Origin of the sequence: Shewanella sp. 5_MG-2023, assembly GCF_030547465.1 — a bacterium.
In the GTDB taxonomy this organism is placed as follows: Bacteria; Pseudomonadota; Gammaproteobacteria; order Enterobacterales; family Shewanellaceae; genus Shewanella.
Window position 1 is genome coordinate 109101 of the sequence record NZ_JAUORC010000001.1, and the last position, 26057, is coordinate 135157.

Here is a 26057-nt window from a genome sequence, read left to right on the forward strand (position 1 = left end):
ATATTAATTAGCGGCTAAAGCTTCACCCACAGGGATAATTTTTAAAGTCACGCGGCGATCAAAAAAGTCGTTTTCAAAATTTTGTTGCTCATGTAAAGGCGCTGTCGCGCCATAGGCTTTGGCATGTAAGCGTTCATCAGCTATGCCTTGATTAGCCAAATACTTGGTCACTGCTATTAAACGCTGCTCTGATAGTGCTTGGTTAAATTTACTGTCACCGCGGCGGTCAGCGTAACCGGTTAAATCCAACATTAAATCTGGTGATAATGCCATCACATAAGCAACATCATCGAGTTGTTGTTCAAAATGAGGCTCGATAGTCGCTGAGCCGGTTTTGAATTGCACATTTAGCCCGATGGCCAGCTCTTGCATTTTTTGCTCTTGAGCATGGCGCAAATCGGCTAATTGCGTCTGCACTTGTATATATTCATCATTGACCTCCGCCAAAGACTGTTGCTTTTCATGTAGCGCCGTAAGTTCATAAGTTTGCAGCTCGAGTGCCTGTTGTTGCTTGGCGAGTAACTCATTTTGAGTTTCAATCTCAGAATCATCACCCACAGTCTTACCAATAAGTACCCCAACAAAGCTGCCAACGATGGCGCCAACAGGTCCGCCTACCACAGCGCCTAATATGGCCCCAGATGACAAGCCGACTAACTCTTCTGTGTGCTCTCTTTCTGGTGTTTGTGCTAAAACATCACTTGAATCAATGGTTGAATCAATCGCTGGTTTCATTTCTTCTGCGTGTAAGTGAGTGATGTTGGCGATCGATAAACTGCTGATGATTGCGATGGCGATTAATTGCTTTTTCATGGTGTTGTCCTTTATTTCAGATTAATAATTAAATTTGAATGAAGTGCGTTTGCTCATTCGATGAAACTATTAAACAGCATTGAAATGGCAATTAAGGGGCGTAAAAGTGGCAATGTAGCGATGAAATGTGGCAACAATATGGCAATTGCTAGGGAGCGCTTTTTTGGCCATAAAAATAATGTATAGTCAGCCATATAAGACAAAACAAAGATGGTGATATGAAAAGAATTGCGATTGTAGAAGATGAAGTAGCCATTAGAGAAAACTATAAAGAGTTACTGCAACAACAAGGCTATAGCGTGCAGGGTTATGCCAACCGCCCTGCTGCCATGTTGGCTTTTAATGCCCGTTTACCTGACCTAGCCATTATTGATATTGGCCTTGAGACCGAAATAGATGGCGGCTTTACCTTATGTCAGTCGCTGCGATCTATGTCTAGCAGTTTACCGATTATCTTTTTAACCGCCCGAGACAGTGACTTTGATACCGTTTGCGGCCTTAGATTAGGCGCTGATGATTACCTATCAAAAGATGTCAGCTTTCCGCACTTAATTGCTCGTATTGCCGCTTTATTTAGACGCTCAGAACTGATTGGCGCAGCCATCGTTGAAGATAACCTGATTGAACACGGCAAGCTCACCATTGATGGCAACCGTATTCAGGTGTACTGGCAGCAGCAACCTATAGAGTTGACCGTGACAGAGTTTTGGATGGTGCACGCGATGGCAAAACATCCAGGTCATGTGCGAAGTCGCCAAGACTTAATGCAAGAAGCTAAAATATTTGTCGATGACAGTACCATTACCTCCCACGTTAAACGTATTCGTAAAAAGTTTTTAAGCGCAGATAAAGACTTTAATTGCATCGATACCGTGTATGGCATGGGTTACCGCTGGGACAGTGTCAGTTAATGTTTAATATTCCCATAGGGCTGCGCGCTAAAGTCGTTATCTTATCGCTATTTTTGCTGTGCTTACCTTGGCTTGGCTATGAATACGTGTGGGAAATGGAAAAATACCTGCGCCACGGCCAAGAAAAAACCTTGGTGGGCACCACTCAAGCCTTAGCCACCGCATTGCATGAACGCCCGAAACTGTTTAATCACCAAGCCAGTTTTTTAAGTCAGGTTGAAAAAGGCCGCGACTTATACGCCTATCCACTTTCGGGGCCAATTCAACTTGATGGTAAACTGACTGATTGGCAGCAATATCAGCATAGAGTGATCAATTATGGCACTGATCACGTGATTTTTAATCGTAATGAAAACCAAGTCGTTGATATTCACTTTAGTCACATGGTGGGTAAATACGCCGGCTATTTATATGGATTTTTTGAGGTTGCCGATAAGCATCTGGTCTATCGTAGTAAAAATAGCTTACGGGTAGATAAAAACGATCATTTAGTGATTGCCACTCAAACACCTGATGGCCAATTTAAGCGTTATATTGTCGCCAACACTCAAGACGGTTGGTTAAGTGCCTTTGAGCTGCCACAAGATCCAACTCAATCAATGCCCGTAACACCAGAAATTCGCATTCAAGGACAATGGCTTGCCACCGATAGTGGTTATAACATTGAATTTAGAATGCCGCTAAATATGCTAGGCAGTAAACTCGGGTTCGCCATTTACAATGTTGATGACAGTCAAACCCGTACAGTGAATACTATTATCGGTACCTCAGCTATCGATTCTGTGGCGCATTTAGGCACAGTGTTAGTGCCATCACCTGAAATTGAAAATATTATCAAAGGTATGAGTCATAACAGCTCGCGTATTTGGGTGGTTGATAATCATGGCCGGGTATTAGCTAAATCGGGTGACATTCGCGCCAGCAATAATCTTTGGTCATCAAGCTTAGATGACACCCGTGAGCCAAGCATTTGGGGACAATTTAAAACTGATTACCTATTGCCGCTATATTATAAAATCCTCACTAAACCGCCGAAGGATTTTGTCGATTCATTGCAAGACTCAACCGAGTTAAGTGGCAGTCATATTCAACAAGCCCTTAATGGAAAACAAGGCTCAACCTGGCGCTTAACCCCTGATAGTAAAGCTGTGGTATTAGCCGCGGCCAGTCCTATCTGGATTGATGATAAAGTCATGGGCGCCGTCATTGCAGAAGAAACCACCCACGGAATTCGAACCCTGCGTAACCGCGCGCTAGAAAAACTGTTTAATGTCATCTTAACCATCATGAGTATGGGCACCTTGGCGCTGTTTATCTTTGCATCCAGCATTTCAAGCCGCATTCGCAAACTCAGAGATCAATCTGAACAAGCGATCGATAGCCAAGGCCGAGTGAGACAGCAAATTGTCCCCTCTAAAACCCGTGATGAAATTGGCGATTTATCTCGCAGCTTTGCCAATATTGTTGGCCGTTTAGGTCAATACACCCACTACTTAGAGAACATGTCATCAAGGCTGTCACACGAACTACGTACCCCAGTTGCCGTAGTGCGTTCATCCCTTGAGCATTTAAGCTTGCAACAACTTGAGCCCGCCAGTGAAAAATACGTCGCTCGCGCTCAAGAAGGTGTCAGCCGTTTGCATTTAATCTTAAATAACTTAAGTGAAGCAACCCGCTTAGAGGCCAGCTTATCCCATGCAGAGCAAAGCCAGTTTTCTTTAACAGAAGTCATTAGCGGCTGCATGCAAGGTTATCAATATACCTACCCTGAAACTCAATTTACCCTAGACATTGATGATGGCCCAATGATCATGTTCGGTGTACCTGAATACATAGCGCAGCTGATGGATAAACTGATTAATAACGCCATTGAGTTCAGTACTGATGATCCTATTAGGCTGACACTTAAACGCACCGCTAAAACTGCGATTATCGAACTGGCTAACCAAGGGCCATTATTGCCTGCAGACATGACAGCGCAAATCTTTGAATCTATGGTGTCAATACGTCCACAAGGCGTGCAAGCCAAGCCGCATCTAGGGCTAGGTTTGTACATTGCAAGATTAGTGACTGAGTTTCACCAAGGCAGCATTAAGGCTGAGAATCTAGCCGATGGCAGTGGGGTTAAGTTCGTGCTGATATTCCCCTTAGCAGACTCAAAATAACCTTTATTTTAGCCGTATAGATGTTAGGATGGCTAAAACAATAATTCATAACGTCCGTTGTGCCAGTTGGGAATGAATCTATGAGCAATCAGCAAGACAAATTAGCCACGCAAATCGTCAGTGTCGGCAGAGACAAAAAATACACCAAAGGGATTATTAACCCACCGGTATTTCGCGCCTCAACCGTAGTCTTTGACACCATGGATGACATGCGTTTTGCCATTAAAAATAAAACCAATGGCGAAATGTTTTATGGTCGCCGTGGCACCCCAACGCATTTTTCATTTCAGCAAGCCATCAGTGAACTTGAAGGTGGCGTAGGCACCGCTTTGTATCCGTCAGGCGCGGGAGCAATAAGCAGCGCGTTATTGTCATTTTTAAAAAGTGGTGACCATTTATTAATGGTTGATAATGCTTACGAACCCACCCGCGATTTATGTAATAAGCTATTAGCTGGCTTTGGCATTGAAACCACCTATTACGACCCGTTAATTGGCGAAGGGATTAAAGCGCTGATTAAACCCAATACCAAGGTGTTATTCCTTGAATCTCCAGGCTCTATTACCATGGAAATTCAAGATGTTCCCACTTTAAGTCGTATCGCACACGAACATGATATGGTCGTCATGCTCGATAACACTTGGGCATCCCCAATTAATTGTCGTCCATTTGAGATGGGCGTTGATATTTCAATTCAAGCTGCCACTAAATACATTGTTGGTCACTCTGATGTGATGATGGGCACAGCAACCGCTAATGAAGCCTGCTGGGAACAACTGCGTGAAAACAGTTACATCATGGGTCAAACCACCTCACCAGATGATGTTTATCTTGCCGCAAGAGGTTTACGCACCTTAGGCGTCAGATTAGCGCAACATGACAAAAATGCCTTAAAGGTCGCTAATTGGTTAGCCACCAGACCTGAAGTGGATCACCTGCGCCACCCTGGGTTTGAAACTTGTCCGGGCCATGAGTTTTACCAGCGAGATTTCAGTGGCGGTAATGGCTTATTCTCATTCGTACTCAAACAAGGCAACTTAGCCTCTGTGACCGCTTTTGTAGAAAACATGCGTCACTTCAAAATGGGCTTTTCTTGGGGCGGTTATGAAAGTTTAATTCTCGGTGTCTTTGGCATTGATAGAATTAGAACTGCCACCACATGGGACACCAGCAAGCCGCTTATTCGCCTACATATTGGCCTTGAAGATCCCGATGATCTTATAGCCGACTTAACCGCAGCATTTGAGCGTTATAACGAGGTTGAATCTAAGCGCTAAGCCCTGATTTAGAGCTTATCAACAACACAAATAATCGATAATAAAAAGGCCGAACAGTGTAATATGTTCGGCCTTTTTAATGTTTTGAATGGCTAAAATAGATAAGTCACCCTAATTAACAAAGTAAACTATTCATCAATCACTTGAGTAAATGCCGCATGAAAAGCTTTATAATTTTCATATTTTGGCATGTGACCTAAACCTTCCAACTCAATAAGGCTTGAACCTTTAATCATTGCCTGAGCTTGTTTGCCAAGGTTTTGGTCATCTCCAAGTTTTCTATTAACACCTTTTTTTAACCAACCTCGGCCAGGGCCTGTTCTATCCCTAGTGCCGATGATTAGAAAGGTTTCACTACTAATTTGCGAAAATTTATCTACTATATTTTCTGAAAATATTGGACTATAAGTTAAGGCATTATTCCAAGCGATTAAGTGCCAATCATCCTCTGCTAGGACACCTTGATTGTGCATAATACGAACATCAATCCAGTTTTATCCATTTATCAAGGGTTTCTTGTATCCAAACCGCCAACTCTTGTCGCGACAACTCGTTTTAACAATAAATGTAACTAGCGATTATAATTAGGCTGATGTGGAGTTGAATATTTCACTTATTCACAGCTGTGGTTTATCATCCTTTGGCAGTTGTAGCAGAATTTTTAAATCGAAGTGTTAATTTAGACGCTTAGGCACCTAGGTTAAACAAACGTCAGTAAAACACATTTATTGATGTACTTGTAGATTATGAGCAAAACTAACTTAAGAAACCTCTTCCCCCCAGAACCGAGACAAAACTTACATGCCGCATATATTTTCAAATCGTCGACGTATTCTTAATTTAACTGCAAATAAGAAAGAACTTAGAGCACAATTTCGCTGGGAAACCATCAACGCAATTGCTTATAAAGTCGGCGGTATTCTTTTTGTTATTGGCAGTTTCTTTTTTTTCCCAAGTCGGGCTGAATATGCCCATATTGGCGGTTGGTTTTTTCTTGCCGCTTCACTGATTTACTTAGCGGTTAATGTTCACGATATGGCTGAGATCAGGCGACATTGGAAAAGCCAGCTATCCCACGGGATTGATTTAAAATTAGAATATTTTGCAGGTATCAGTTATCTGCTGGGTACCCTATGTTTTGTTTTTGGCCGAATATCTTATTTCCCTGCGGTTGATGATCTGATCCTCGGCACTTGGTTGTTTATCATTGGCAGCACATTGTTTGTGCTTGGCGCTGCAGCCAATGTGTTACTGATTATCAAGGCTGAATCGGTGCAATTACTGCAATTGATGAACCTAACAGCAATCACCTTTATTGTCGGCTCAGTTCTCTATGGTATGGCCTCTATCCCTTATCTGTGGGCTTTTGAATCGCCAAATGATCACCTGCTTATTCTCAACTTTCTTGCTTGGCAATATATGCTGGGCAGTATCCTATTTTTATTAGGCGGCATATTTAATTACTGGCGCGCCTACTTACTGGTTCAAAATGCGCTGAAAAATCATCCAGACGTGTAAAGCCTAATAATTTAATCAAACAAATATCTAAGCTTGCTTCAATACCCTAGGTGCTCTGTGCTGTGCGGCTTTATGGCATCAAGCAGATTTATCGTCAGTAAATATCTCAATGAAAATAGCTTATGTGACTGTTTTATAATGCCCCCATGGCGTCACTGCTGAATTAATCAACCTATACGCTATTTTAAGCCAATCACTTTGGATCGTCAGCATCAAAATCCTTAGCCCTTTTTGTAGGATCGCGTCCTACATAAGCGATTCAGAAGTTCATCAAACAATTGCTAATTTCCCTCAATTCCCTTGCTGCAATCAAGGTGTGAACAACGACCTTTCTCTCATGAGTCACAGTGCTCGTGGGCAATTGTCGTTAGCGACATACAAATATCAGGGCCTAAAAAATGTGGAATAAACTCAACAAGTCGATGATGGTCTGCCAAATGCTTTTTGGCTTATCTTTTTATGGCGTGCTCGTCAGCCTTACGCGCTTTTTTCTAGAAGAACTCAATTACGGTGAATCCGAGACCATGATGGTTGTCGGCGCATTCGCCGCTATCGGGCCATTATTTGCTATTGCAGGCGGTTTTATCGCCGATAAATTACTCGGTGCTTATCGCTCACTCACCATTAGTTATGCTGCATTTGTTACCGGTTATATTCTACTGGTCGTGGGCGCATCCTCATTACATGTCCCTACCGCAATGGCTGGTATAGCACTCGCTAGTTATGGCCGCGGGTTAATGTCGCCATCTTACCCAAGCCTTTATAGAAGAACATTTAACTCTCAAAAAGAGTTTGAACAAGGTTTCCCAATCAATTACTCGGTCAATAATATTGGCGCCTTTGCTGGGCAGTATTTGTTCCCGATGTTAATTCTTTATATTGGTTTTACTGGCGGTTTCATGCTTTCTGCCATATTGGCAGCTGTTGCCCTATTCGTTCTTGTGGTGCTCAAAAAGCCTTTTTCAGCTTTAGGAAAACCTATCGATCAAAAATCACTATCAATTAAAGCCTGGTTTGGCTTTGCTGTTATTTCTTTCGCCATGGTTGGCCTAGTGTTTTTCATGTTCTCAAATATGGAAATTGGACAAAATATCGTTTATGCCATTGGCTTAATGGCAATTGGTTACTTCATTGCTTTGATGTTTCAGGTAGGTCACGCAGAAAAACTTAGAATGGGCACCATTTTAATTGCCACTTTTTTAACGACCTGCTTTTTCGTGTATTACGGACAAATGATGACATCAATGAACATTGTTGCCATTAATACCCTGAGCGGCAATTTGTTTGGCTTTATTCCACTGCAACCAGAAGCGGCAATGGCGATGAACCCACTCTGGTGTATGGTTGGCGGTCCTGTGGTCGCCATGGCTTTTTCTGCCTTAGAGAAAAAAGGCATTAACCTGTCGACTGCAACCAAGGTGTCGGTGGCGTTTGTGATGACAGCTATCGCATTTGGGATATTAACCTATTTCATCTCAAACATCGGCCCAGATGTCACCATTAGACCTGAAGTCTTTTTTGCAGTGCACTTTTTTCAAGCGCTTGCTGAAGTGATTGTCGGCTCAATGGTAGTGGCATTTATTTTGTCTGTTGCCCCCGCACATATTGAAAACTTTTCTGTTAGCCTATTTTCAGTGGCAATCGCTTTAAGTGGGATTGTGGGCGCAGTGCTATCAACTCATATTGCCCTTGAAAAAGGACAAGTCTTGACCCAAGACATCGCCCAAAACATGTATGGTGACTATTTTCAAATGTTAACTATCATGGCGGTAGTGATGGTCGCAGTGGCTTTAGTGTGTTCTAAAGTGATTGCGCTAATGCTACGTAGAGCAGAGCAACATGATGCTGTAAATCACCCTGAAGTAGAGACGACAGTTTAAAGGATGCATTTTTAGCGGCAATTTAAAACATTGCTTATGGATGGAGAGGCTTGTCAATTTTCACTTTAACCCCGTCACATTATTATCTGAACACGCTTAATAATAATGTGACGAGTAGAAAATTAATTAGCATTAACAATAGATTGCAGTAATTTTCGTAACTGCTCACTATTGTGCTTTGACAAGCCCAAAATGACACTGGGCTTTTGACCGCGGGTTTCAATTTCGATGCGGTCCCAAATAATGCCGCTGCGATAATTAAATCCGGCAACTTTATTCCACGGGACTTCATCGGTGTTATTCCACAAACGAAATAGCCCCGGTGCATTGATGCAAATTTTATCCACATCAGTTTCGATTTCTTGGGGTAACAATCTAAATCGAAATAAAACCGATGCCAATAATTCGGCTTTAAATGCCATGGTTAATTCAGTCGCACTGATTGAAATTTGGCTGAATCGATAATGACAATGGCGGCACACCACAGCATCTTTAGGCAAGCTACTGTGGCAATCTGGACAAATATGATCAGATAGATATTCTAAGCAATGGCAACACTTTAGTGCGTCAACATGAAGCTGTTGTTTACAATAAGGACAATCCATTTACCCTCCTCATGCTAATAATCGTGTGAGTTAGCTTAAAAACTAGTACGCCGCTTGTGGCTGTTGATAAGCTTTAGTGCCCCATAATGGCACCGTCGATAAGCTGTGTTTGTAACTACCCGATGTTTCCTTGGTCGAATAAGACACATACATCAGAGTTTGATTTTCTGCATCTAAAATACGTCTGATTTTCATGGTTTTAAAGAAAATACTTTTAGACTTTTTAAATACAATCTCACCTGATGCCGACTTATCAATAGCGTCGATCATTTGCGAGGTAATTTCACCGGTTTGACGACATGAAATAGATGAATCGGATGGATCTGAAAAGCTTAAATCCGCTTCGATACTGGCAACATGACAAGTTACCCCAGGTACTAGTGGGTCAACCATCTTATTAAGTTTAATGTCTTTGGTGGTAAACATCCCTAAACTCACCTTGCCAACATCGTCACTGCAACTCATGGTTAATAAGCTAGTCCCTAGCACTAATGCCATTGCAGTTATTTTATTTACCGGCGTGTTTTGAATCATTGCTCGAACCATATTGATGTTTATCCTTACTGGCTACAACACGATTAATAACACCTGTTGTAACTGGCTTATGCTTAAATGCTTACAGTTAAATCACAGCTAAAAAAATTAGTGCTGAAAAACTTTACCCGCCCAACGCACTAAACCACTGGTTACACTGCCAAAATGGTCGCCGACAATAATTTCTGCTTCACTAAATTGGCTTGAAATACATTGGTGGATCACCGGACTTTTTGCGGTGCCGCCAGTGACATAAACCACATCAGGCTCGGCGCTTGCTGACTCAACAGCTTGCTTCATAATAGTGATTAATTTGCTAACAGGTTGCTGAACTGCAGCTTCAAAGGCATCCTGTAAGACATTAATCTCAAAGTTCGCTTCAATAAAGGATAAATCTGTATCAAAATCTGTCTGCTGTGACAGGCCAATTTTGCACTGCTCTGCTTGACGAACAAATTGATAGCTCATTTGATGCAAGCGTAATGATTTAAGTCGTTTAAGAAGCGCTGGTTGCTCGGCATCTTTAATGAGTTCGTCAATTAATTTAGCCGTCGCAATAGAGCCAAATTCTCGCTGAGCACTAATGTCATTAACAGCAACGCCATTCCAAAATGGTTGTCGCGGTACTGTAAGGTTATTTTTTAATGTAGAGCCTAGGCCTAAATGCGGCATAAAACAGTTCATGGCAACGGCAATATCAAGATCGTTACCGCCAACACGCTGACCACTATGGCCAAGCACATCATCACTACGATCGGTTTTATGTTGTAACTCTGGGCCCATTTTTACCATAGAGCAATCGGTGGTACCGCCGCCAACATCAACCACTAGTACGGTTTTGTGGGACGTCATTGACGCTTCATAATCCATCGCAGCAGCCATAGGTTCAAATAAAAAGCTTACTTGTTCAAAGCCTGCTCTTTTAGCCGCTGTTTCTAAAATAGCTTGTGCTTGCTGATTACTTTCCTCACCGCCAACACCTTGAAAGTTAACAGGTCGGCCAATGACAGCCTTGGTGATCGGCTCTTTAATTACTGCTTTAGCCCGAGACATCACTTCAAGCATCATTAAGGTGACAATATCTTCAAATAACGCCACTTGATCGACCCTTAAACCACTAGCGCCTAAAAATGATTTTGGTGACCGGACGTAAAAACCTTCATCGGGTAATTCCAAATAGGCTTCAATTGCTTCTGGACCAACAAATACCACTTGCTCGTCTGGGTAAATATCCAACTCATGGCGGACTTGTCTGGCGCGGCTTAATTGCGATGAACGCAAGTGGCCATATTGTGGTTTTAACTCATCCGCAATGCGGTGATAAACAGCTTCAGCGATAAGTTCTCTATCCATGGCATATAAGGTTGAAGATAAGAAACAACTATCACCATTAATCGGAATAAGTGTCACCTGACCATCTTGCTCGATACCCACTGAGCAGTTTGCACTGCCGTAATCAAAACCAATAAACATTAACTTCCAACTTTATATTTCTAGATCAATGCTAAAAATAACATAAGCTGATTAAGATTTGTTATTCACTTTAGCAATAACAAATCTTTCGCTGCTAAATCCAGCAACCTGTTTCATTTATAATAATGACTTGTTTAGGCACAGTAAAAATAACATCGGCCTCAAAAAGCTAAAATCAATACAAAAAAGCACCCACATGACAATGGATGCTTTCATCAAACTGGCTTAATCGACCTTTAGTGACTCTAATTCTTTAGCTTCATTTTGGGCTAGCTTCACGCTTTCTTTATGTTGACGTCTTTGCTGAATAACTTGTTTAACTTCACTACCTATATGGGCTTCGCCACGCTGTTTAGCCAGTTGAACCTGTCTTTCACGTTCAATAAAACGTTGACGCTGCTCATCTGAAATTTTATCGATACAGTGTGGACAACTGACGCCTTGAACAAAAGCTGGGGTCTGCATTTCTTCTTGTGTGATTGGCATGCGGCAAGCATTACATTGATCGTAAATACCTTTATCTAAATCATGATTTACCGCCACCCGATTATCAAATACAAAACACTCACCTTGCCACAGGCTTTGCTCTTGGTTCACTTCTTCAAGGTATTTTAAAATCCCGCCTTCAAGGTGATACACCTCATCAAAACCCTGCTCTTTAAGGTAAGCGGTGGATTTTTCACAGCGAATGCCACCGGTACAGAACATGGCGACTTTTTTGTGCTTAGTTGGATCGAGGTTTTCTTTGACGTATTGAGGAAACTCTCTGAAGGTTTCAGTTACAGGGTTAACTGCATTTTTGAAGGTGCCGATTTGTACTTCATAATCGTTACGGGTATCGACTAATAACACCTCAGGATCTGAGATCAGTTTGTTCCAATCTTTTGGTTTAACGTATGTCCCTACCACTTCCCTTGGATCAATCCCTTCAACCCCCATAGTGACAATTTCTTTCTTGAGTTTCACTTTGGTGCGGTAAAATGGCATGTTGTCGTCAAAGGATAATTTATACACAATTTCATTTAAGCCATCTTGTGACGCCAACCAGGCTAACAGGCTATCAATACTTTGTTGCGAGCCTGCTACTGTGCCGTTAATACCTTCACTGGCCAGTAATAAAGTGCCTTTAATTTCTTGTTGCTCCATATGGGCTAATAATGGCGCTTTTATTGATTCAAAATGCGGTAAAGCAACAAACTTATATAACGCGCAAACGACAACTTGTGACATGAATATCTCCGCTAGCTGGAACTTAATTTCCAGTGCAATTAATAACGATTAAGCACAAAAGAGTGATCAACCTCAAATTATGGCGCGAAATTGTAACTTAATCACACAACCATAGCTAGGCGTAATGCAGCGTCTTCAGTTCGTGTCAGTAAACACATATGTTTCAACAAACCCGCAAAACCAACCGACAACCTAAGCAAAAAGTTCACACACCCACAGATAAAAAACATAGAATAAGCTCACTCATTGTTTACTTCACGATAACAAGGTCTAGTTATATATGTCTTCCGCTATTCTTTATACCTTCAGGCGCTGCCCTTATGCGATGAGAGCGCGTATAGGCTTGCATTTAAGTTCGTTAAATCCTGAATTAAGAGAAATTGAGTTACGTAATAAACCTGCAGAAATGCTAAAGCTGTCGCCAAAAGGCACAGTACCAGTATTAGTACTGAATGATCCGCAAATTAATCGTCCTAAAGTATTAGACGAAAGCATTGATATCTTCAAGTATGTATTAAGTCATTATTCTTGTGCTGATACTGAATATTTATGCAACAGTGCTTATGTAAGCTTAGTCTGCTCTATAACCGATAAAGCAGCAATTGATCTGATTGAATTGAATGATTTTCAATTTAAACCTTGGCTAGACAAATACAAGTATGCTGATAGACACCTTGAGTATCCTGAAGAGTATTACCGCATTAAAGCCTGTGAATTCATTGAAATTTTAGAAGAAAAGCTGTCTGATAATAAACAACTGCTGTCAGACTCACCCTCGATGGCTGACTACGCTATTTTTCCGTTTGTAAGACAATTTGCACATGTTAATAAGCTCTGGTTCCAGCAAAGCCCATATAAAAATGTAAAACAATGGCTCAAAATCCATCTAGAAAGTGATTTATTTAAAATGGTTATGAAAAAACACTCTCTCTGGTTAGATGATTTAACCCAGCAACATTACCTCAAATAGCGTCGATATATTACTAACTGCTTATATTAGCAACAACAGATCAATCTTTTGTATAGTTATTCATATATATGATTGATAAAAGTACTGTAAATGCGCTATGTTAAGTCAACTATAAGATGGATTTTATAGTGATTAAGCAGCTAATCTCCAAAATAGGATTAAGCTTAGGTAATCCTCTCATGCAGTGACCAAGGATGTAGACATGGAACAAATGGATTTGGTGCTTGTGCTCATACCACTGTTAATCGTATTGCATATTATGTTTTGCTACCGCGCGATTAACACAGCAGCAAAGATAGATAACGTTAAACGTTATCTATGGGGAACAATAAGCCTATTTTTAGGCCCGTTAGGCTATTACTTATATCAGAACTTGCTGCCGTTAGATGCATTAGACCCAAGCGACTAAGACATTTAATTATAACGAGCAAAGTCACCGACCTAGGTAACTCAAACATTTTTATTTAAAAATATTAAATATAGTGATTCCACAACTGGAGTCACTATATTTTTATTAACGCTTTTGATCGCCTTTATAATTAGCACTGTTCTCGAGCTCAGCAATTAAGTTGATAAGCCCACTTCATAGAAACAGGTTATAAATATCGAGCGAATTGTCGGCCTGGTTTTAACGGTTTAAGCGGCGCTTTAACCGCAGGGGTGCCGATATACAAAAAGCCCACGATTTGATCTTCAGCGGCAATACCCAAACCTTGATTAACCATCGCGTTAAAAGCAAAGTCACCAGTACGCCAAACTGCGCCCAATCCTAAAGAAAACGCTGCTTGTTGCATTGCCATGGTGGCGCAGCCCGCGGCTAACTGCTGCTCTAATAATGGCACTTTAGGGTGTGTCTGACTTTTGGCGACGACAGTAATGACCATTGGCGCTCGGTGTGGCATCCCTTTCACTTTGGTTAAAAAGGTTTCATCCGCCCCTTTAGACTTAGCCGCCGTAACAAATATCTCTGCTAAGGTCTCTAACCCTGCATCAGTGGCGATAATAAATTCCCAAGGGGTTAAAGCGCCGTGATCTGGCACTCTGGCAGCAGCATTAAGAATGAAGTCCAATTGTTGTTCATTCGGCGCAGGCGTTGTTAAACGAGGTGTTGACTGGCGAGTAAGTAATAATTCTGAAGCGTCCAATTGCAAAATCCCTGTCTTTTCATTGCGCAGACACATGTCCACGCCGATAATTAATCTCTCAAGAATATTAACAAAAATCCCACATTAAAGTGGGATTTTTACATGTCATGATAAATTGTTAGATGAGGTTATTAATCGCTAGCTAGCACGCTTGGCAATAAAGTGATCCACGCTGGTATATCGGCCTCCGCCCATAAATAACAGCGCAAGCAACATGATGAAATAGGTTATGGCAAACTCAATACCATTATTTAAAATAACAAAGTTGCCTGAGCTTGTGAGCCATTCGTAATTACCATGTTGCTGTAAAAGTGCTTTAGCCGCAGCAAGCTTTTCAGCAGAAGCGGTGACATTATCGTTAGCAAGCCAGGAACTGGCATCAGCAATGGCCAACCAGCCATTATTAATGTGCACCGCAAACGCCGCAACTAACATGGTTACCATCATAGGGATGGCCACTAAACGTGTAGCTAAGCCTATCAGCAGTAGCGCTCCGCCAAATAATTCGGTGCCGGCAGCTAATGCGGTCATGACTTCAGGCATAGGTATACCTAAACCCCAATCAGGGTTACCAAACCAAGCCGCTGTGTCACTAAAATTAGATAACTTGTTATAACCTGCTTGCATTAATACTGGGGCTAAATAAAGTCGCAAAGCCAGTGGTGCTATGCCTTCAATGTGCCTTAATAAACTTAAAAATTGCTGATATAGGTTCACCATGATAATTCCTTAACCTTGCTGCGATAATTACATCATTAGACCTTGGAATAACAAGTTTTATTTCATCTATTTACATCAGCTATAAATTAACGCTCCACATCGTCAGACAGATCTTGTAAATCCTCAATTAACGTGACTATTTTTTTGTTTAAATGACGGCGCTGCTTGCTGGATAAACTGTGATTAATTTCAATCATTAACTGACCAAACAATCGAGTATTTCTATCTGCATTTTGCTGATAGATTGCCGATTTTAATTCATCTGGCTGGGTCATTAATAACCGCATTCTCTGCTCAAGTAAGGCTGTATCATCTCGTTGACTCAGCGCAGTTTCAAACTGACGTAACCATTCAAGTCGATACTCTAGCCACATATCAAGGGTTGCTAAACGCTGTTGATTAAACGCTTTAATTAACACTTCTTGTTCTGCTGTGGTGCTTCCTAACCAATCATCAACCCGATTGATGGTTCTTTTGTTGGCATCGGCGACTAATTCTAGTTGGTTTTTTCCTGCATACTTGGCATTTAATTCATCATTATCAAGTTTAAGCTGAGTAATAATAGATTTAACTTGTTGATCGCTTAAGCTAGTAATAATAGGTAGTAAATCGGGTAGTAAAAATTCAAAAACACGAAACCAATGGGCTTTAGCTGCAGTAACTTGTTGCTCCCAAATTTCAATGGTGAGCGTGTGTTTATTAATATTGTCGGAAAGTTGCTGCAGCTGCTCGCTATAGCGAGCCAATTCTTGCTGTTGATGCCAAAGCAAAAACTTATCTAGCAGCTTATCAAATTGAGCTTGTTGAGATTTATCTAATTCTACATATTCATCAACGCGCCACTCAATGGCCCAGTCGAGAAAGAAGTAACTAAATTTGGTGGAACATCCTGCTAAAAAGATAACAAGTAATATTGGAATTAATGGCTTTTTCAACGGTCATTCTCCCCTACAAACAGCATAAGTTAAGAATAATAGCCTTATGGCACTAAAGATAGGTATTTGTTGAATAAGTTAAAATATTGCTGAGGAGATAATTGCTGGTTAGCTGCCATCATTAAAGCCCAAGCTGCGGCAAATAGCCAAAAGCAATGAGCCATTTCAGCGAGGTAGTCAGTACAATCATGAGTCAAATTCAGCTGATGTTGTAGATATTTTTCCGTCAGTTGTTTTACTTGCTCTTGAGTTAATTGATGCGTCACCACCACGGCGACTAAATCAAACAGCGGATGACTGGCAGCGCAATATTCAAAATCAATACACTTAAGTTGTTTACCATCAAACAGTAAATTATACGGCGACAAATCTCGGTGACAGAACTGCGGCGAAATCACGCAGGTTTCTAGTTGTTCAAGCCAAATAGCCATTTGGGCATATTTACTGGTTAATTTTCGATAAAGCTGCTGCCATGTCACTAACGCCTGAGTTTCATCAGCATCGCCTTTGTTTGCGACGCTTGCATCAGCAATTGAGTTGCCTAAGTCAGATAATGAGTTTACATAAACTTGCCATTGCTGAGTCATGGTAATTTGTTTCGTCGGCAAAGGTAATTTTGATAGCGGGGTTAATAACCCCAGTAGGTGAGCAACAGGGTCTAGCGCCGCAAACACCGACTGCTGTGGGCGCTTGTTATCATAAAAACTAAACTCGGCGACATAATTTGACCATAAGTGATTATTTTCAGGTATAAACTGACTTAGGTAAAAACGTTTATCATCACTAAGCCAAATTAATTTAGGCGCCCGATTAATGGCTTCAACCAAGCGCCAACTGCTCACTTCGTTGTCTCGTTCACACCACGGGGCATTATCTTGATTAACCCGTAATACCCAATCGCTATCACTTAAGGCTATATGGAAGTTTTGGTTACTTAATCCATCAGATAACACTTTAACCCCATGACAATCTGCTTCAATCTTATCGGCTAATATATTCGGTAATTGGCGTTTAATATCCGCAGGTAGCCATTGCCATGGGTTAAAGTGACTCATTATCTAAATAGCCATTAGCTTGCTAAGGCTGCATCATCTGGTGCATGATTTTGCAGCATTTTTTTACGCCACATAAAGTAACCGCTGACAGCCATAAATAAATACAGGATAAGTAAACCAGAAGTTAGCATTAAACCTTTTTGAAGGTATAAGTAAATTGATAGCGAATTAATCACCATCCAGTAATACCAATTTTCTATTACCTTTTTCGCCACTAGATAAGTAGTCATCACCGCAAAACAGGTTGTTAATGCATCAAGATATGGAAACGAAGCACTTGTATTTGTGGCCATTAAGTAGCCCACAATCAAGGATACACCACTAGTAACGGCAATAATCACTAAGTGTTTGTTTAGAGACCAACTAATAATTGGCAGTTCAGTTTGATGACGACTGTCAGCACCATAGCGCCACAGCCAAAAGCCATAAATCGCCATCGCCATGTAATATACATTTAGCACTGATTCCATCAACAATGACACATTCCAAAACAGCACTGTGTATATGGCAGTACTGGCAAAGGCTGCCGCCCAACACCAAATATTGGTTTTCATGGCTAATATCAAATACGCAATTGCCAGAATCACTGCAACAGCTTCCCAGCCTGTCATTACAGACACTTCAGTAATGGCAATTTGTATTGATTGAACGATCTCAGATAACATAACGTTGGCTACTATTTCATTACTATGATGAATTTACAGGTTATTCGGTGTGGCTTAAATCAAGCTCGCCACCAATAAATTTACATACAAATACTGCTTTGCCCCATTTTTGATGGGCCGCTTCCATTTCGGTTGCTAGCATGGCCATCACATCTGCGTATTCACCGCACACCTGAGTCGCCATCGCATTGGTTTTACGTTCAATATTAGGGTAGCTATCTACTCGGCCAATAAACCACTTTATCGGGTCTAAATAGTTTTCATTAAATGGATACATGCTGATTTCGGCAGTCAATTTCATGGAAATTCCTTAATCGTGATAAAAATACCGTCATAGTCTATCAAAGTTTAAGGTAAAAAACTTTTCAAAACATGACGGCAATTTAGTGTTAAGTATTGTTATTATTAAATAAATCAACTGTAACCCAACAGGTTAACAGCCCCCTTTAATTAACATAGTTTGCAGCCAAGCTACATAAACTTGACGTTTAAGGTAATACCTAGCTGACGTGGATCGCCGAAACGTACATATTGCTTATCGGCCCAATCTAAGTCTGGTTCATTACCAAAGTAGAAGCCTCTGGTGCCATATTGCTCGTCAAATAAGTTGCGGCCCCATAAATACGCTGACCACATTTGTGTTTCATAACCCACTCGAGCATTGAAAATAGTATAAGCGTCTGACTTTGATTCGTTACTATCAGAGTAGTAAAAATCACTTTTACCGCTAGCATTTAAATTGGTAAACCAGCCAGAATCACTGACATAGCTCATGCCTGCGCTATAAGTAAATTTTGGCGCATGGGCTTGCTCTCGACCTGTTAAATCTACGACATTGCCATATTTATCCTTGTATTGATAATCACCATAGGTGGCTTCTAACCAACCTGCACTACCGTAGAATTGAATGTTATCGGTGGCATAGTAGGTAAAGTCGATTTCGGCGCCGTAGTTTTCAGCACTACCTGCATTTTCGGTAAATAGAATGAAGCGCTGCTGATCATCAGGGTCTTGTTGTGATGCCGCCACTTGCTGATCGCGTCGATCCATATAGAAGAATGCCAAGTTGGTATCTAATTGACCTTGTAACCACGAAGATTTGAGCCCTAACTCGTAGTTATATAAGATTTCAGTATCAAACTCTTTTTTATCGGCTAATTCAGCTGGCAAACTCATGTTAAAGCCACCCGCTTTGTAACCGCGAGCAATACGCAGATAGGTATTATGGTCTTGGTTTATGGGTTTAGATAGCGCTAAATGACCACCCCACATGTTTTCGCTAGGTGAGAATTTATCACCATTACTGTCTGAATATTCACTTTCTCGGCGCTCTAAACGAACCCCAGCTGAAAATACATAACCATTACTAAACTGGGTATCGGTTTGAGCAAAAATAGCATAGTTGGTCGCTTCATATTCCGATTGCAGCACTTCATCTGGCCAGCCATTGTATTCAGAATATAAGTCATTATCCTCTTGAAGGTTCATGCCATATAAGCCCATTAACCAATCAGTCGAATCGTTAAAAATTCGGCCAGCTTCGTTTGAGCTGATACGAAGTTCCTGTGACACGGTTTTACGTTCACCCTGTTTATCCCAGGTGTAATCATAAACACAAGGTTCTGTTCCTACTTCATTCCAGTTGTCATCATACGCGGTACACTGTTTTGAATCCCAGTAATCAGGGTTGGCCCAATCGCCGTCATAATTATGGTGATGATCGGTTTGTGCAAATGAAGTTAACGAGGTGAGTTCGAACTTTTCAAAACTGCTGAATGTGGCTTTTAAGCCAGCACCAGTGGTCTTTTGCGCATCAACACCAGGCTTATCGGTAATAGTTTCAAAGCCATTATTATCTAACGTCCAGGCATCATAGCCATTATCAAAATTAGCATGTAAAAAGGTTAAATCCAGTTGCACATCATCTGCAGCATACCAACGCAATTTAGCACGGGCAGTGAATTCATCACGGCCATTGGTATCTTCACGTTCAAGGTAAGTATTGTCGCGGTAGCCATTTTGTGAATGCTGCTCTAAAGACACCCGATAAAGTAGCTTACCAGAGTCAGTTATTGGGCCAGAGCTAAAACCGGAGAAGGTTTGTAAGTCATCGTCCCCAAGAGAGACTTGTGCGCCATGTTCAAACACATCGGTGGGATCGTTACTTTTAAGGTATATAAGACCCGCTAACGCATTGGCACCATATTGTGTACCTTGTGGGCCACGAAGAACTTCAACCTGTTGTATATCGTACATGCTCGACACCATGCCGATCCCAGATAAATCGATATCATCAACAATGAAGCCAACAGAAGAATTTGGCGCGCCTTGATATTCTTCTTGCTCACCCACACCACGAATTTGGAAATACTTTGGCCGAGAGCTGCCGCCAGACCAGTTAAAATTAGCAATAGAGTTTAATACATCTTCAAAATGTTGAGCGCCTTCATCTTGCAATTGTTGGCTATCGATGACGGTAACACTGGATGGCACTTTTTCTAGCGCTATATTACTAAAGTCAGCGTTAACCACTATGACTTCCATTTTTTCAGCAGCGGGCGCCACGCGTTCAACATTTTCTGTTTGAGCGACAACGGAAGTGGATAAAACGGCAAGAATGGCAATCGCTAGTGGCGATTTAGATTTTATTACAGACATAGGACCTCAAATTATAATTTTGAGATCCGGCAAGCATAGTGAATTAGTTATGTGCATCCATGACTGTCATTACAATTATCAGTTATTAAATTGGTGTCGTTTTTCGTTTACGACTTGGTTTATGACTGAGTTAATGACTAACATTTACGGCAAAGCATGCAGCCTATTCCTACGCCGGTATGAGCCGGATCAGGTTCTAAGGGTTTGTCTTTAGACATCTCAGTTTATCAACACGATAAACACCCCTTGGCGCGGCGGATTATAAACTATCCTTCATCTGTGCAACAGCACTAACAGGCACTTTTTATTAACTATTTAAGTACAAAAAATTATCACATAGATATTTTTATGATTAGCTAAGCCTATAAAACAAAAAACACGCAATTAAGCGTGTTTTATATTTTAAAAGATACACTTAGTTAGAGAATGCTTCTCTTACATATACTTCAAAACGGCTTGCATTGGCATTAGGGGCAACGGCGCTAACCTGCATTTGTTGTTTGCCATGTAGCTTTAATGACTTCCAGCTGCTTGCTTCATCTTCAATGGTAAAGCCACCAACATCAAACCAAGTAAACTTATATTGCAGCCTTAAATCCGTTGACACCTTGCTAATGATTAATGCAGAACCTTGCAATAAATCCGCTTGCGTTCTGACATTGACTTGCTCAACAGCGACTTTACTCGCAAAAGAATTATTATCAACTCTCACTTCGCTATTAGAGCTAACCATGACTCCCGCGGTATGATTAGCACAGGCTGATAGCATTAACGCTAGCGATATCATTATTACTCTTAATGTCATCATTAATTCCTTTTTTTAAGTATTAAAAATAAATGGTCGGCTCAGTGTCAAACAGCTTGCTCATCTATGCATCAACTGTGTGTTACTTCTACTGATCAAGCAAGAAATGCGCTCTCGCAGTAGCAATTAGCTGCTTACGATTTTTCTGCCAGCAATTAATGCTAACATTAGCAACTCGGCGTCCTTGACGAGTAATTTTACATTCAGCAAACGTATCTTGATGTAAACCCGCACGTAAATAATCAATTGAAAAATCGATAATTTTTGGCACTTTCTTAGCTTGCATAAATACCATTAACTGCACAATCGCCGACATTTCCATAAAGCCAGCAATAACCCCGCCATGTATGGCTGGCAGAATAGGATTACCAATGTTGTCATCTTTAGTTGGCAGCTTAAATACCATTTCATCACCAAAGCGATCAACACTCATCCCGATAAATTGGGTATAAGGGACTTTCTCTAATAAATAACTATAGTCATTTAAATCAATGGCCCGCTTAACCACATCATGAACATTAATATCGCCCACAGTTAAACTGGCATTGCCTGCCTGCATAACTTCAACACTTTGAGTATCAGGCTGGTTATTAGCAGCTGAATTGACTGCACTTGCTTCATCAGCGCAGCCCATCAAAGCTTGTCTAAACTCTTCACCCACCATTTCTGGACTAATACGCATAAATGAGCCAACAGCATGCGCAATAGGATCATCAATACTGTCTTGATAAGCAATCGCACGGGTAAACGCCACATTGGCCGACAAACGATAACATTCTGCAAATGCATACAGCGGTTTGTTTGGCTCAGCCGGTTTCATGTAGTCAACCCGTAAATCTAAGGTTGGCGATATTTCTAAGGATTTATACTTCTCTAAAATAGCGCATACAACAGAAGTGCCGGATGCGGTATCAATGATCGTAGTCACCACACCGCCGTGTATCACCCCAGTATCTGGGTCACCAATGATATCTTGGCTATAAGGCAACTCCAGTAATACGTGATGTTCACTGGCTTCTAACGCACTAATATTCAATCGACGGCAATGGGCAAGCTGATTAACAAATCGGCTTGCTACGCCGGTTAACGGAAAAAAATCACTGTTTATTTTCATGTTATTAGTATTAATCCAACCGACTTAGCATTGGCCCAAGTGACTTACCGCCAAGTAGATGCATATGGATATGGTAAACCTCTTGGCCACCGTGTTTATTACAGTTCATGATTAAGCGGTAACCATCTTGTGCAATACCCGCTTCATCAGCCAGCTTTGCCGCAACTGTCATCATTCGCCCTAATGCCAGTTCGTCAGATGCTTTTACGTCATTGGCTGTGGGGATCAAATGGTTTGGAATAATCAGAATATGTGTTGGTGCCTGTGGGTTTATATCGCGAAAAGCGGTGACGAGCTCATCCTGAAACAAAATGTCGGCAGGAATTTCTCGGCGTATAATTTTACTGAAAATGGTTTCTTCAGCCATGATTGATCATCCTTTTGGTTATTATAATCGAAGTAGTGAAAATCATTGTTGAATGCGCTAATCAAGCAGCCAACTAAGCGCTTGCTTAACTATATAATAGCTACTGCTGCATTTGTCACTTAAGCCAAGCAAGTTTAACACTTTGCTATTAATCACTGTTGAATGTTGTTGGCACTATCAAGCCAATTTTGACAGCTCGATTAACTATAGCAACGCTCACTTACTTAGAGTTTATCTAGGCATTATCACATCATTGTTATCAATGCTAAAGGGGATTTATTTGAAGTATCCCCAGCAATTAACATTGAAGTCGCTAAAAAAAGCGCTATATTTCTTGGTGGTTACCTTTAAACCTTATGCAATTAGACTTCTTAGGCATCTTTTTGATCACCACATAATGAAAGCTTGGATTAACTTAACCATAATGAAAGCTAAGCTGCTTATGTGGTTATCGCCTTAAGGGCTGCGTCTGTGTATCTAGAAGTTTACCCCCAGAAAACATAAAAGGCGCCATTGGCACCTTTATCGTGATTGAAACATAAGGGACTGTTAATTAGGGGCTATTTATTCAGGACGGATAATTAGCCACGCTTAATTCTGGCACTGACTTGCGCTTCTTTATGGGCTTCTAACCAATACTTTTGCAAGGTAGTATTTTGCAAACCTGTAGTGGCATCCCCTAGCCTCCAAGCCCCTTTCCAAATGCCATCGGCAATAAGATGCACAACAGCGCTCTCAATGGCTGCGACTACGCATAAACTCACAGGCTCATTGGAAGTATAACCCGCTTCAGCCTCTAACAAATCTTGTGCATCAATAAACTTAAATACACCCGCGGTAATTTCTTTTGATATCACCGATTTGGTGGTGGTAACACTACTGAGTAATCGGCCAGTTCGAATATCCACAGCGCGTAAATTAACGGTAATGCTATCGACTCGGTATTGACCTGAAGCGCCAATGCCTAAATACCGTGCTCCAGCACCGCCCGTTTTAATATTTGTGTCATAGGCAACAATGCCACCTTCCATTAATACCTGCGCACTATTAAGTTGCGGTAATTTACTGGCATCACCTTTAAGTCCTGCCCGTAAAATTTTACGTTCTGTTAATAGGTTTTGCAGTCCTTCACGCTCAACGGGTATAAACCATGCTGAATCATTAAGTGACTGGGCTAAAAATGCCGTACCGGATTGTGGCACTGCCGTTGAAAAGTTACTTGATGGAATGGGCTTGTATTGTCCTGTTTGATCGCGAAAATCATATACTGCAGCAACCATCGCACCTTGTGGAAAAGGTAAACTGGTTAGATCGTAATAAGTTTCACCTTTAGGCATTAAACTTGAAGTGGCATCTATATTTTCAAATTCTTCATCAATTGATGAGCAAGCTGTTAAAGATAGTAGGCACAAGCTAATAATTAATTTTTTCATTATTAACCCCCGACACTGTCATCAACAATACCGCCAACTTCAATAATGGTGGTTTCACCGGTTAATACGTCGGTAATATGAACAATCAATGAGCCGTCTTCATTAACGACATTAATTTCAAAATCATCAGTTAATAGATAACCTTCCCCCCCATTGGCGGCATCATTAAAAAGTTGGCTCATCAACCGAGACTGTAACGAACTTGAGAGACGTTCTAATGCTGTTGGGGCCACATAACCTGAGCCACCACTACTTTCATGGTCATTTTGCGCAGCTGCATTAGCCAGTAGATATGAGCCATTTAAATAGCTGCCACCAAAGGCTGGGTTTACTGGTTGATAAATAAGTTGAGTGGCAAAGCAATCAACTGAAAGAATGAGCAATATTGAAGTAAATGTTATTTTTTTCATTTTGGCTTTCCATGCTTAGAATTCGTCAGGTGCGAGATCTGGGTCAAACAACGCTCCTAAAACGGCTTGTTCATTTTGCTTAACTACCGCAGAGTTAACGCGTTTAGCGGCATAATTGGCTTGGTCATCTATATTCCGACTAATAGGCGACACAAAAGTCACAAAAACGGTTTTTCTGTTTTGTTGTATTAATATTTTGCTACCACTTCTTGCTGTAGCTTGTTCAATAACGGTGAGCCCGGTATGTTTAGACTCGCCACCAATATCTCTGTATGCCGCAACAAATTCACGGTAAAAGCGATGGCCGAGTCGGGTCATCGCACGGTTTAAGATTAACCCATCAATTAAATCAGCTTCATCCTTAGGGACGGCATCATTAATATTAATAGGCTTAGTTTTGGGAGCTTTTTGAATATTCTTATCTGTCGCTGACGTTGTTGGCTCTTTGGCATTCTTAAGCTTTTCTGCGTGGCTTTGATCTATTGGCGGTTTATTTTTAGTGCTGATTTGCTTTAAAGAAGGTTCAGTCACTAAAGTTGATTTAATATCTAGTGTTGACTCTGTAGATAACCTTGATTCAGTAACTAAAGGTTTTGTTACTGAATTACCAGCGGCAATGACATGACTTGAAAAGATGAACAGAAAAAACATCAATAAGATGCTTTTCATACTCTAACCTCATGCATGTGAGTCTGTGCCCAAGCTATTGCTTGACCGCGACTGGATACCCCAATTTTTCTGAAAGCGCGATATAAATGAGTTTTAATTGTACTCTCGCTGACAAACAATTGATTGGCGATATCCAAATTTGTACTGCCAGCCAGTAACGCTTGAAGTACTTCTCTTTCACGTATGGTTAAATGCTCACTATCATCGTCAGCTTCATCACCAGTGACTGATTTATGTAAATCATGTGGTATAATGCTGCGACCTTTAAGTATTTCGTTAAATCCACTGCTAATAGCGGTAAGTTCAGCATCACTGTAAAATACACCAAACGTTGTAGCTGGGTGGATCAAAAATTTTGCATCAACTTGTTTGGGGAAATTAATAAATACCGTTTTCACCGAGCTGTGTTCGCGTTCGATTAAACGCTGTAATTGATAAGCTTGTTGTAAATCTATGGTAGCTAAATCAAACACCACTAAAGAGATTTCATGTGAATTTAATTTAGTACTCATAGTTGCTGGAGTTGCTTTAGCTAGCTTGACCAAAAACTCTTGGGGCCAACGACAATCAAGTAGGTCAACAAGCAATTGCGAACGAGAAACGATCATCCAATTGATAACTTTAAACATCACCCTTCACTCCATGTTAATGTAAAACAGTCCTGAAACAATAAAGTCAGGTTAGCAAGCCAACCTGACTGATACT

At 41.0% G+C, this 26057-nt stretch carries 27 protein-coding genes, 1 pseudogene and 1 riboswitch; of the genes and pseudogenes, 7 read left to right on the forward strand and 21 right to left on the reverse strand.

Annotated features, from left to right (window positions below):
* Nucleotides 1-3: 3 nt before the first annotated feature.
* Nucleotides 4-813 (reverse strand): sortase-associated OmpA-like protein PdsO, encoded by an 810-nt coding sequence (gene pdsO, locus Q4557_RS00475; RefSeq protein ID WP_102439607.1) that lies wholly within the window; start codon nucleotides 811-813, stop codon nucleotides 4-6.
* Between the two features lie 218 nt (nucleotides 814-1031).
* Between pdsO and pdsR the strand changes: the two genes are divergently transcribed.
* From pdsR to Q4557_RS00490, 3 genes are all read left to right on the forward strand, one after another.
* On the forward strand, nucleotides 1032-1724 hold the full coding sequence (gene pdsR, locus Q4557_RS00480; protein ID WP_102439606.1) for a proteobacterial dedicated sortase system response regulator: 693 nt from the start codon (nucleotides 1032-1034) through the stop codon (nucleotides 1722-1724).
* Nucleotides 1724-3889 carry a proteobacterial dedicated sortase system histidine kinase gene (gene pdsS / locus Q4557_RS00485; protein WP_303410135.1) on the forward strand — a complete coding sequence of 722 codons (2166 nt, stop codon included), beginning with the start codon at nucleotides 1724-1726 and terminating at the stop codon, nucleotides 3887-3889. The genes pdsR and pdsS overlap by 1 nt, the downstream gene beginning before the upstream one ends.
* Before the next feature lie 80 nt (nucleotides 3890-3969).
* Nucleotides 3970-5166 (forward strand): cystathionine beta-lyase, encoded by a 1197-nt coding sequence (locus Q4557_RS00490; protein WP_303410003.1) that lies wholly within the window; start codon nucleotides 3970-3972, stop codon nucleotides 5164-5166.
* 128 nt (nucleotides 5167-5294) lie between these two features.
* Here the strand turns inward: Q4557_RS00490 and Q4557_RS00495 are convergent, their stop codons facing one another.
* The gene (locus Q4557_RS00495; protein ID WP_198590480.1) at nucleotides 5295-5639 is read right to left on the reverse strand and encodes a hypothetical protein; all 345 of its coding nucleotides are present in this window, start codon (nucleotides 5637-5639) and stop codon (nucleotides 5295-5297) included.
* A gap of 328 nt (nucleotides 5640-5967) precedes the next feature.
* Here Q4557_RS00495 and Q4557_RS00500 point away from each other — a divergent pair, with 328 nt between their 5' ends.
* Nucleotides 5968-6684, forward strand: coding sequence for a YrhK family protein (locus Q4557_RS00500; RefSeq protein ID WP_102439603.1), 717 nt, complete (start codon nucleotides 5968-5970; stop codon nucleotides 6682-6684).
* 398 nt (nucleotides 6685-7082) lie between these two features.
* Complete coding sequence (locus Q4557_RS00505) at nucleotides 7083-8564, forward strand: peptide MFS transporter (RefSeq protein ID WP_303410007.1); 1482 nt, start codon at nucleotides 7083-7085, stop codon at nucleotides 8562-8564.
* Nucleotides 8565-8686: 122 nt separating this feature from the next.
* Here the strand turns inward: Q4557_RS00505 and Q4557_RS00510 are convergent, their stop codons facing one another.
* The 4 genes from Q4557_RS00510 to Q4557_RS00525 form a co-directional block, all read right to left on the reverse strand.
* A complete protein-coding gene (locus tag Q4557_RS00510; protein WP_102439601.1) occupies nucleotides 8687-9169 on the reverse strand; it encodes a zinc ribbon domain-containing protein in 483 nt (160 codons plus the stop codon).
* 42 nt (nucleotides 9170-9211) lie between these two features.
* Entirely contained in the window at nucleotides 9212-9667 is a 456-nt protein-coding gene (locus Q4557_RS00515; RefSeq protein ID WP_102439616.1) for a CreA family protein, read from the reverse strand.
* 144 nt (nucleotides 9668-9811) lie between these two features.
* A complete protein-coding gene (gene yegD, locus Q4557_RS00520; protein ID WP_102439600.1) occupies nucleotides 9812-11176 on the reverse strand; it encodes a molecular chaperone in 1365 nt (454 codons plus the stop codon).
* A 225-nt stretch (nucleotides 11177-11401) separates the two neighbouring features.
* Nucleotides 11402-12406 carry a rhodanese-related sulfurtransferase gene (locus Q4557_RS00525; protein WP_303410011.1) on the reverse strand — a complete coding sequence of 335 codons (1005 nt, stop codon included), beginning with the start codon at nucleotides 12404-12406 and terminating at the stop codon, nucleotides 11402-11404.
* A 280-nt stretch (nucleotides 12407-12686) separates the two neighbouring features.
* Here Q4557_RS00525 and Q4557_RS00530 point away from each other — a divergent pair, with 280 nt between their 5' ends.
* Both Q4557_RS00530 and Q4557_RS00535 read left to right on the forward strand, forming a co-directional pair.
* Nucleotides 12687-13376: a glutathione S-transferase gene (locus tag Q4557_RS00530; protein WP_102439598.1), complete on the forward strand. Its 690-nt coding sequence runs from the start codon at nucleotides 12687-12689 to the stop codon at nucleotides 13374-13376.
* 202 nt (nucleotides 13377-13578) lie between these two features.
* Nucleotides 13579-13785 (forward strand): hypothetical protein, encoded by a 207-nt coding sequence (locus Q4557_RS00535; protein ID WP_076536156.1) that lies wholly within the window; start codon nucleotides 13579-13581, stop codon nucleotides 13783-13785.
* A gap of 187 nt (nucleotides 13786-13972) precedes the next feature.
* Here Q4557_RS00535 and Q4557_RS00540 read toward each other — a convergent pair whose 3' ends face one another.
* The 15 genes and pseudogenes from Q4557_RS00540 to Q4557_RS00605 all read right to left on the reverse strand — a co-directional run bounded on the left by Q4557_RS00540 (nucleotide 13973) and on the right by Q4557_RS00605 (nucleotide 25981).
* Nucleotides 13973-14521, reverse strand: coding sequence for an NAD(P)H nitroreductase (locus tag Q4557_RS00540; protein WP_303410138.1), 549 nt, complete (start codon nucleotides 14519-14521; stop codon nucleotides 13973-13975).
* Nucleotides 14522-14659: 138 nt separating this feature from the next.
* Nucleotides 14660-15247, reverse strand: coding sequence for a DoxX family protein (locus Q4557_RS00545; protein ID WP_102476402.1), 588 nt, complete (start codon nucleotides 15245-15247; stop codon nucleotides 14660-14662).
* An 80-nt stretch (nucleotides 15248-15327) separates the two neighbouring features.
* Nucleotides 15328-16176 (reverse strand): DUF6279 family lipoprotein, encoded by an 849-nt coding sequence (locus tag Q4557_RS00550; protein ID WP_102531781.1) that lies wholly within the window; start codon nucleotides 16174-16176, stop codon nucleotides 15328-15330.
* 44 nt (nucleotides 16177-16220) lie between these two features.
* The gene (locus Q4557_RS00555) at nucleotides 16221-17231 is read right to left on the reverse strand and encodes a phosphotransferase (protein ID WP_102439595.1); all 1011 of its coding nucleotides are present in this window, start codon (nucleotides 17229-17231) and stop codon (nucleotides 16221-16223) included.
* Between the two features lie 14 nt (nucleotides 17232-17245).
* Nucleotides 17246-17896 carry a nicotinamide riboside transporter PnuC gene (pnuC, locus tag Q4557_RS00560; protein WP_102439594.1) on the reverse strand — a complete coding sequence of 217 codons (651 nt, stop codon included), beginning with the start codon at nucleotides 17894-17896 and terminating at the stop codon, nucleotides 17246-17248.
* Between the two features lie 40 nt (nucleotides 17897-17936).
* On the reverse strand, nucleotides 17937-18197 hold the full coding sequence (locus tag Q4557_RS00565) for a hypothetical protein (protein WP_076536145.1): 261 nt from the start codon (nucleotides 18195-18197) through the stop codon (nucleotides 17937-17939).
* Between the two features lie 170 nt (nucleotides 18198-18367).
* On the reverse strand, nucleotides 18368-20554 hold the full coding sequence (locus tag Q4557_RS00570) for a TonB-dependent receptor (RefSeq protein WP_303410016.1): 2187 nt from the start codon (nucleotides 20552-20554) through the stop codon (nucleotides 18368-18370).
* Between the two features lie 148 nt (nucleotides 20555-20702).
* Nucleotides 20703-20811: riboswitch (TPP riboswitch) on the reverse strand.
* Between the two features lie 158 nt (nucleotides 20812-20969).
* Complete coding sequence (locus Q4557_RS00575) at nucleotides 20970-21359, reverse strand: YcfL family protein (protein WP_102439592.1); 390 nt, start codon at nucleotides 21357-21359, stop codon at nucleotides 20970-20972.
* A gap of 88 nt (nucleotides 21360-21447) precedes the next feature.
* Nucleotides 21448-21918 (reverse strand): PaaI family thioesterase, encoded by a 471-nt coding sequence (locus Q4557_RS19905; protein ID WP_347230783.1) that lies wholly within the window; start codon nucleotides 21916-21918, stop codon nucleotides 21448-21450.
* A 171-nt stretch (nucleotides 21919-22089) separates the two neighbouring features.
* Nucleotides 22090-22473 (reverse strand): annotated as a pseudogene (locus Q4557_RS19910) (PaaI family thioesterase); the annotation flags it as partial.
* A gap of 10 nt (nucleotides 22474-22483) precedes the next feature.
* Complete coding sequence (gene hinT, locus Q4557_RS00585; RefSeq protein WP_102439590.1) at nucleotides 22484-22840, reverse strand: purine nucleoside phosphoramidase; 357 nt, start codon at nucleotides 22838-22840, stop codon at nucleotides 22484-22486.
* Nucleotides 22841-23421: 581 nt separating this feature from the next.
* Nucleotides 23422-24273 (reverse strand): CsgG/HfaB family protein, encoded by an 852-nt coding sequence (locus Q4557_RS00590; RefSeq protein ID WP_076536135.1) that lies wholly within the window; start codon nucleotides 24271-24273, stop codon nucleotides 23422-23424.
* Between the two features lie 2 nt (nucleotides 24274-24275).
* On the reverse strand, nucleotides 24276-24683 hold the full coding sequence (locus Q4557_RS00595) for a curli assembly protein CsgF (RefSeq protein WP_102439588.1): 408 nt from the start codon (nucleotides 24681-24683) through the stop codon (nucleotides 24276-24278).
* A 15-nt stretch (nucleotides 24684-24698) separates the two neighbouring features.
* Entirely contained in the window at nucleotides 24699-25352 is a 654-nt protein-coding gene (locus Q4557_RS00600; RefSeq protein ID WP_241901032.1) for a curli production assembly/transport protein CsgE, read from the reverse strand.
* Nucleotides 25349-25981, reverse strand: coding sequence for a LuxR C-terminal-related transcriptional regulator (locus tag Q4557_RS00605; RefSeq protein ID WP_102439587.1), 633 nt, complete (start codon nucleotides 25979-25981; stop codon nucleotides 25349-25351). The genes Q4557_RS00600 and Q4557_RS00605 overlap by 4 nt, the downstream gene beginning before the upstream one ends.
* Nucleotides 25982-26057 lie beyond the last annotated feature (76 nt).

Coding starts and splice junctions, on each gene's coding strand:
- pnuC (WP_102439594.1), bottom strand. CDS start 17,896: ATGTTATCTGAGATCGTTCAATCAATACAAATTGCCATTACTGAAGTG.
- Q4557_RS00605 (WP_102439587.1), bottom strand. CDS start 25,981: ATGTTTAAAGTTATCAATTGGATGATCGTTTCTCGTTCGCAATTGCTT.
- Q4557_RS00575 (WP_102439592.1), bottom strand. CDS start 21,359: ATGACATTAAGAGTAATAATGATATCGCTAGCGTTAATGCTATCAGCC.
- pdsO (WP_102439607.1), bottom strand. CDS start 813: ATGAAAAAGCAATTAATCGCCATCGCAATCATCAGCAGTTTATCGATC.
- pdsS (WP_303410135.1), top strand. CDS start 1,724: ATGTTTAATATTCCCATAGGGCTGCGCGCTAAAGTCGTTATCTTATCG.
- Q4557_RS00525 (WP_303410011.1), bottom strand. CDS start 12,406: ATGTCACAAGTTGTCGTTTGCGCGTTATATAAGTTTGTTGCTTTACCG.
- Q4557_RS00590 (WP_076536135.1), bottom strand. CDS start 24,273: ATGAAAAAATTAATTATTAGCTTGTGCCTACTATCTTTAACAGCTTGC.
- Q4557_RS00500 (WP_102439603.1), top strand. CDS start 5,968: ATGCCGCATATATTTTCAAATCGTCGACGTATTCTTAATTTAACTGCA.
- Q4557_RS00555 (WP_102439595.1), bottom strand. CDS start 17,231: ATGAGTCACTTTAACCCATGGCAATGGCTACCTGCGGATATTAAACGC.
- Q4557_RS00490 (WP_303410003.1), top strand. CDS start 3,970: ATGAGCAATCAGCAAGACAAATTAGCCACGCAAATCGTCAGTGTCGGC.
- hinT (WP_102439590.1), bottom strand. CDS start 22,840: ATGGCTGAAGAAACCATTTTCAGTAAAATTATACGCCGAGAAATTCCT.
- Q4557_RS00515 (WP_102439616.1), bottom strand. CDS start 9,667: ATGGCATTAGTGCTAGGGACTAGCTTATTAACCATGAGTTGCAGTGAC.
- Q4557_RS00530 (WP_102439598.1), top strand. CDS start 12,687: ATGTCTTCCGCTATTCTTTATACCTTCAGGCGCTGCCCTTATGCGATG.
- Q4557_RS00510 (WP_102439601.1), bottom strand. CDS start 9,169: ATGGATTGTCCTTATTGTAAACAACAGCTTCATGTTGACGCACTAAAG.
- Q4557_RS19905 (WP_347230783.1), bottom strand. CDS start 21,918: ATGCAGGCAGGCAATGCCAGTTTAACTGTGGGCGATATTAATGTTCAT.
- Q4557_RS00595 (WP_102439588.1), bottom strand. CDS start 24,683: ATGAAAAAAATAACATTTACTTCAATATTGCTCATTCTTTCAGTTGAT.
- Q4557_RS00505 (WP_303410007.1), top strand. CDS start 7,083: ATGTGGAATAAACTCAACAAGTCGATGATGGTCTGCCAAATGCTTTTT.
- Q4557_RS00570 (WP_303410016.1), bottom strand. CDS start 20,554: ATGTCTGTAATAAAATCTAAATCGCCACTAGCGATTGCCATTCTTGCC.
- Q4557_RS00495 (WP_198590480.1), bottom strand. CDS start 5,639: ATGCACAATCAAGGTGTCCTAGCAGAGGATGATTGGCACTTAATCGCT.
- yegD (WP_102439600.1), bottom strand. CDS start 11,176: ATGTTTATTGGTTTTGATTACGGCAGTGCAAACTGCTCAGTGGGTATC.
- Q4557_RS00600 (WP_241901032.1), bottom strand. CDS start 25,352: ATGAAAAGCATCTTATTGATGTTTTTTCTGTTCATCTTTTCAAGTCAT.
- Q4557_RS00565 (WP_076536145.1), bottom strand. CDS start 18,197: ATGAAATTGACTGCCGAAATCAGCATGTATCCATTTAATGAAAACTAT.
- pdsR (WP_102439606.1), top strand. CDS start 1,032: ATGAAAAGAATTGCGATTGTAGAAGATGAAGTAGCCATTAGAGAAAAC.
- Q4557_RS00535 (WP_076536156.1), top strand. CDS start 13,579: ATGGAACAAATGGATTTGGTGCTTGTGCTCATACCACTGTTAATCGTA.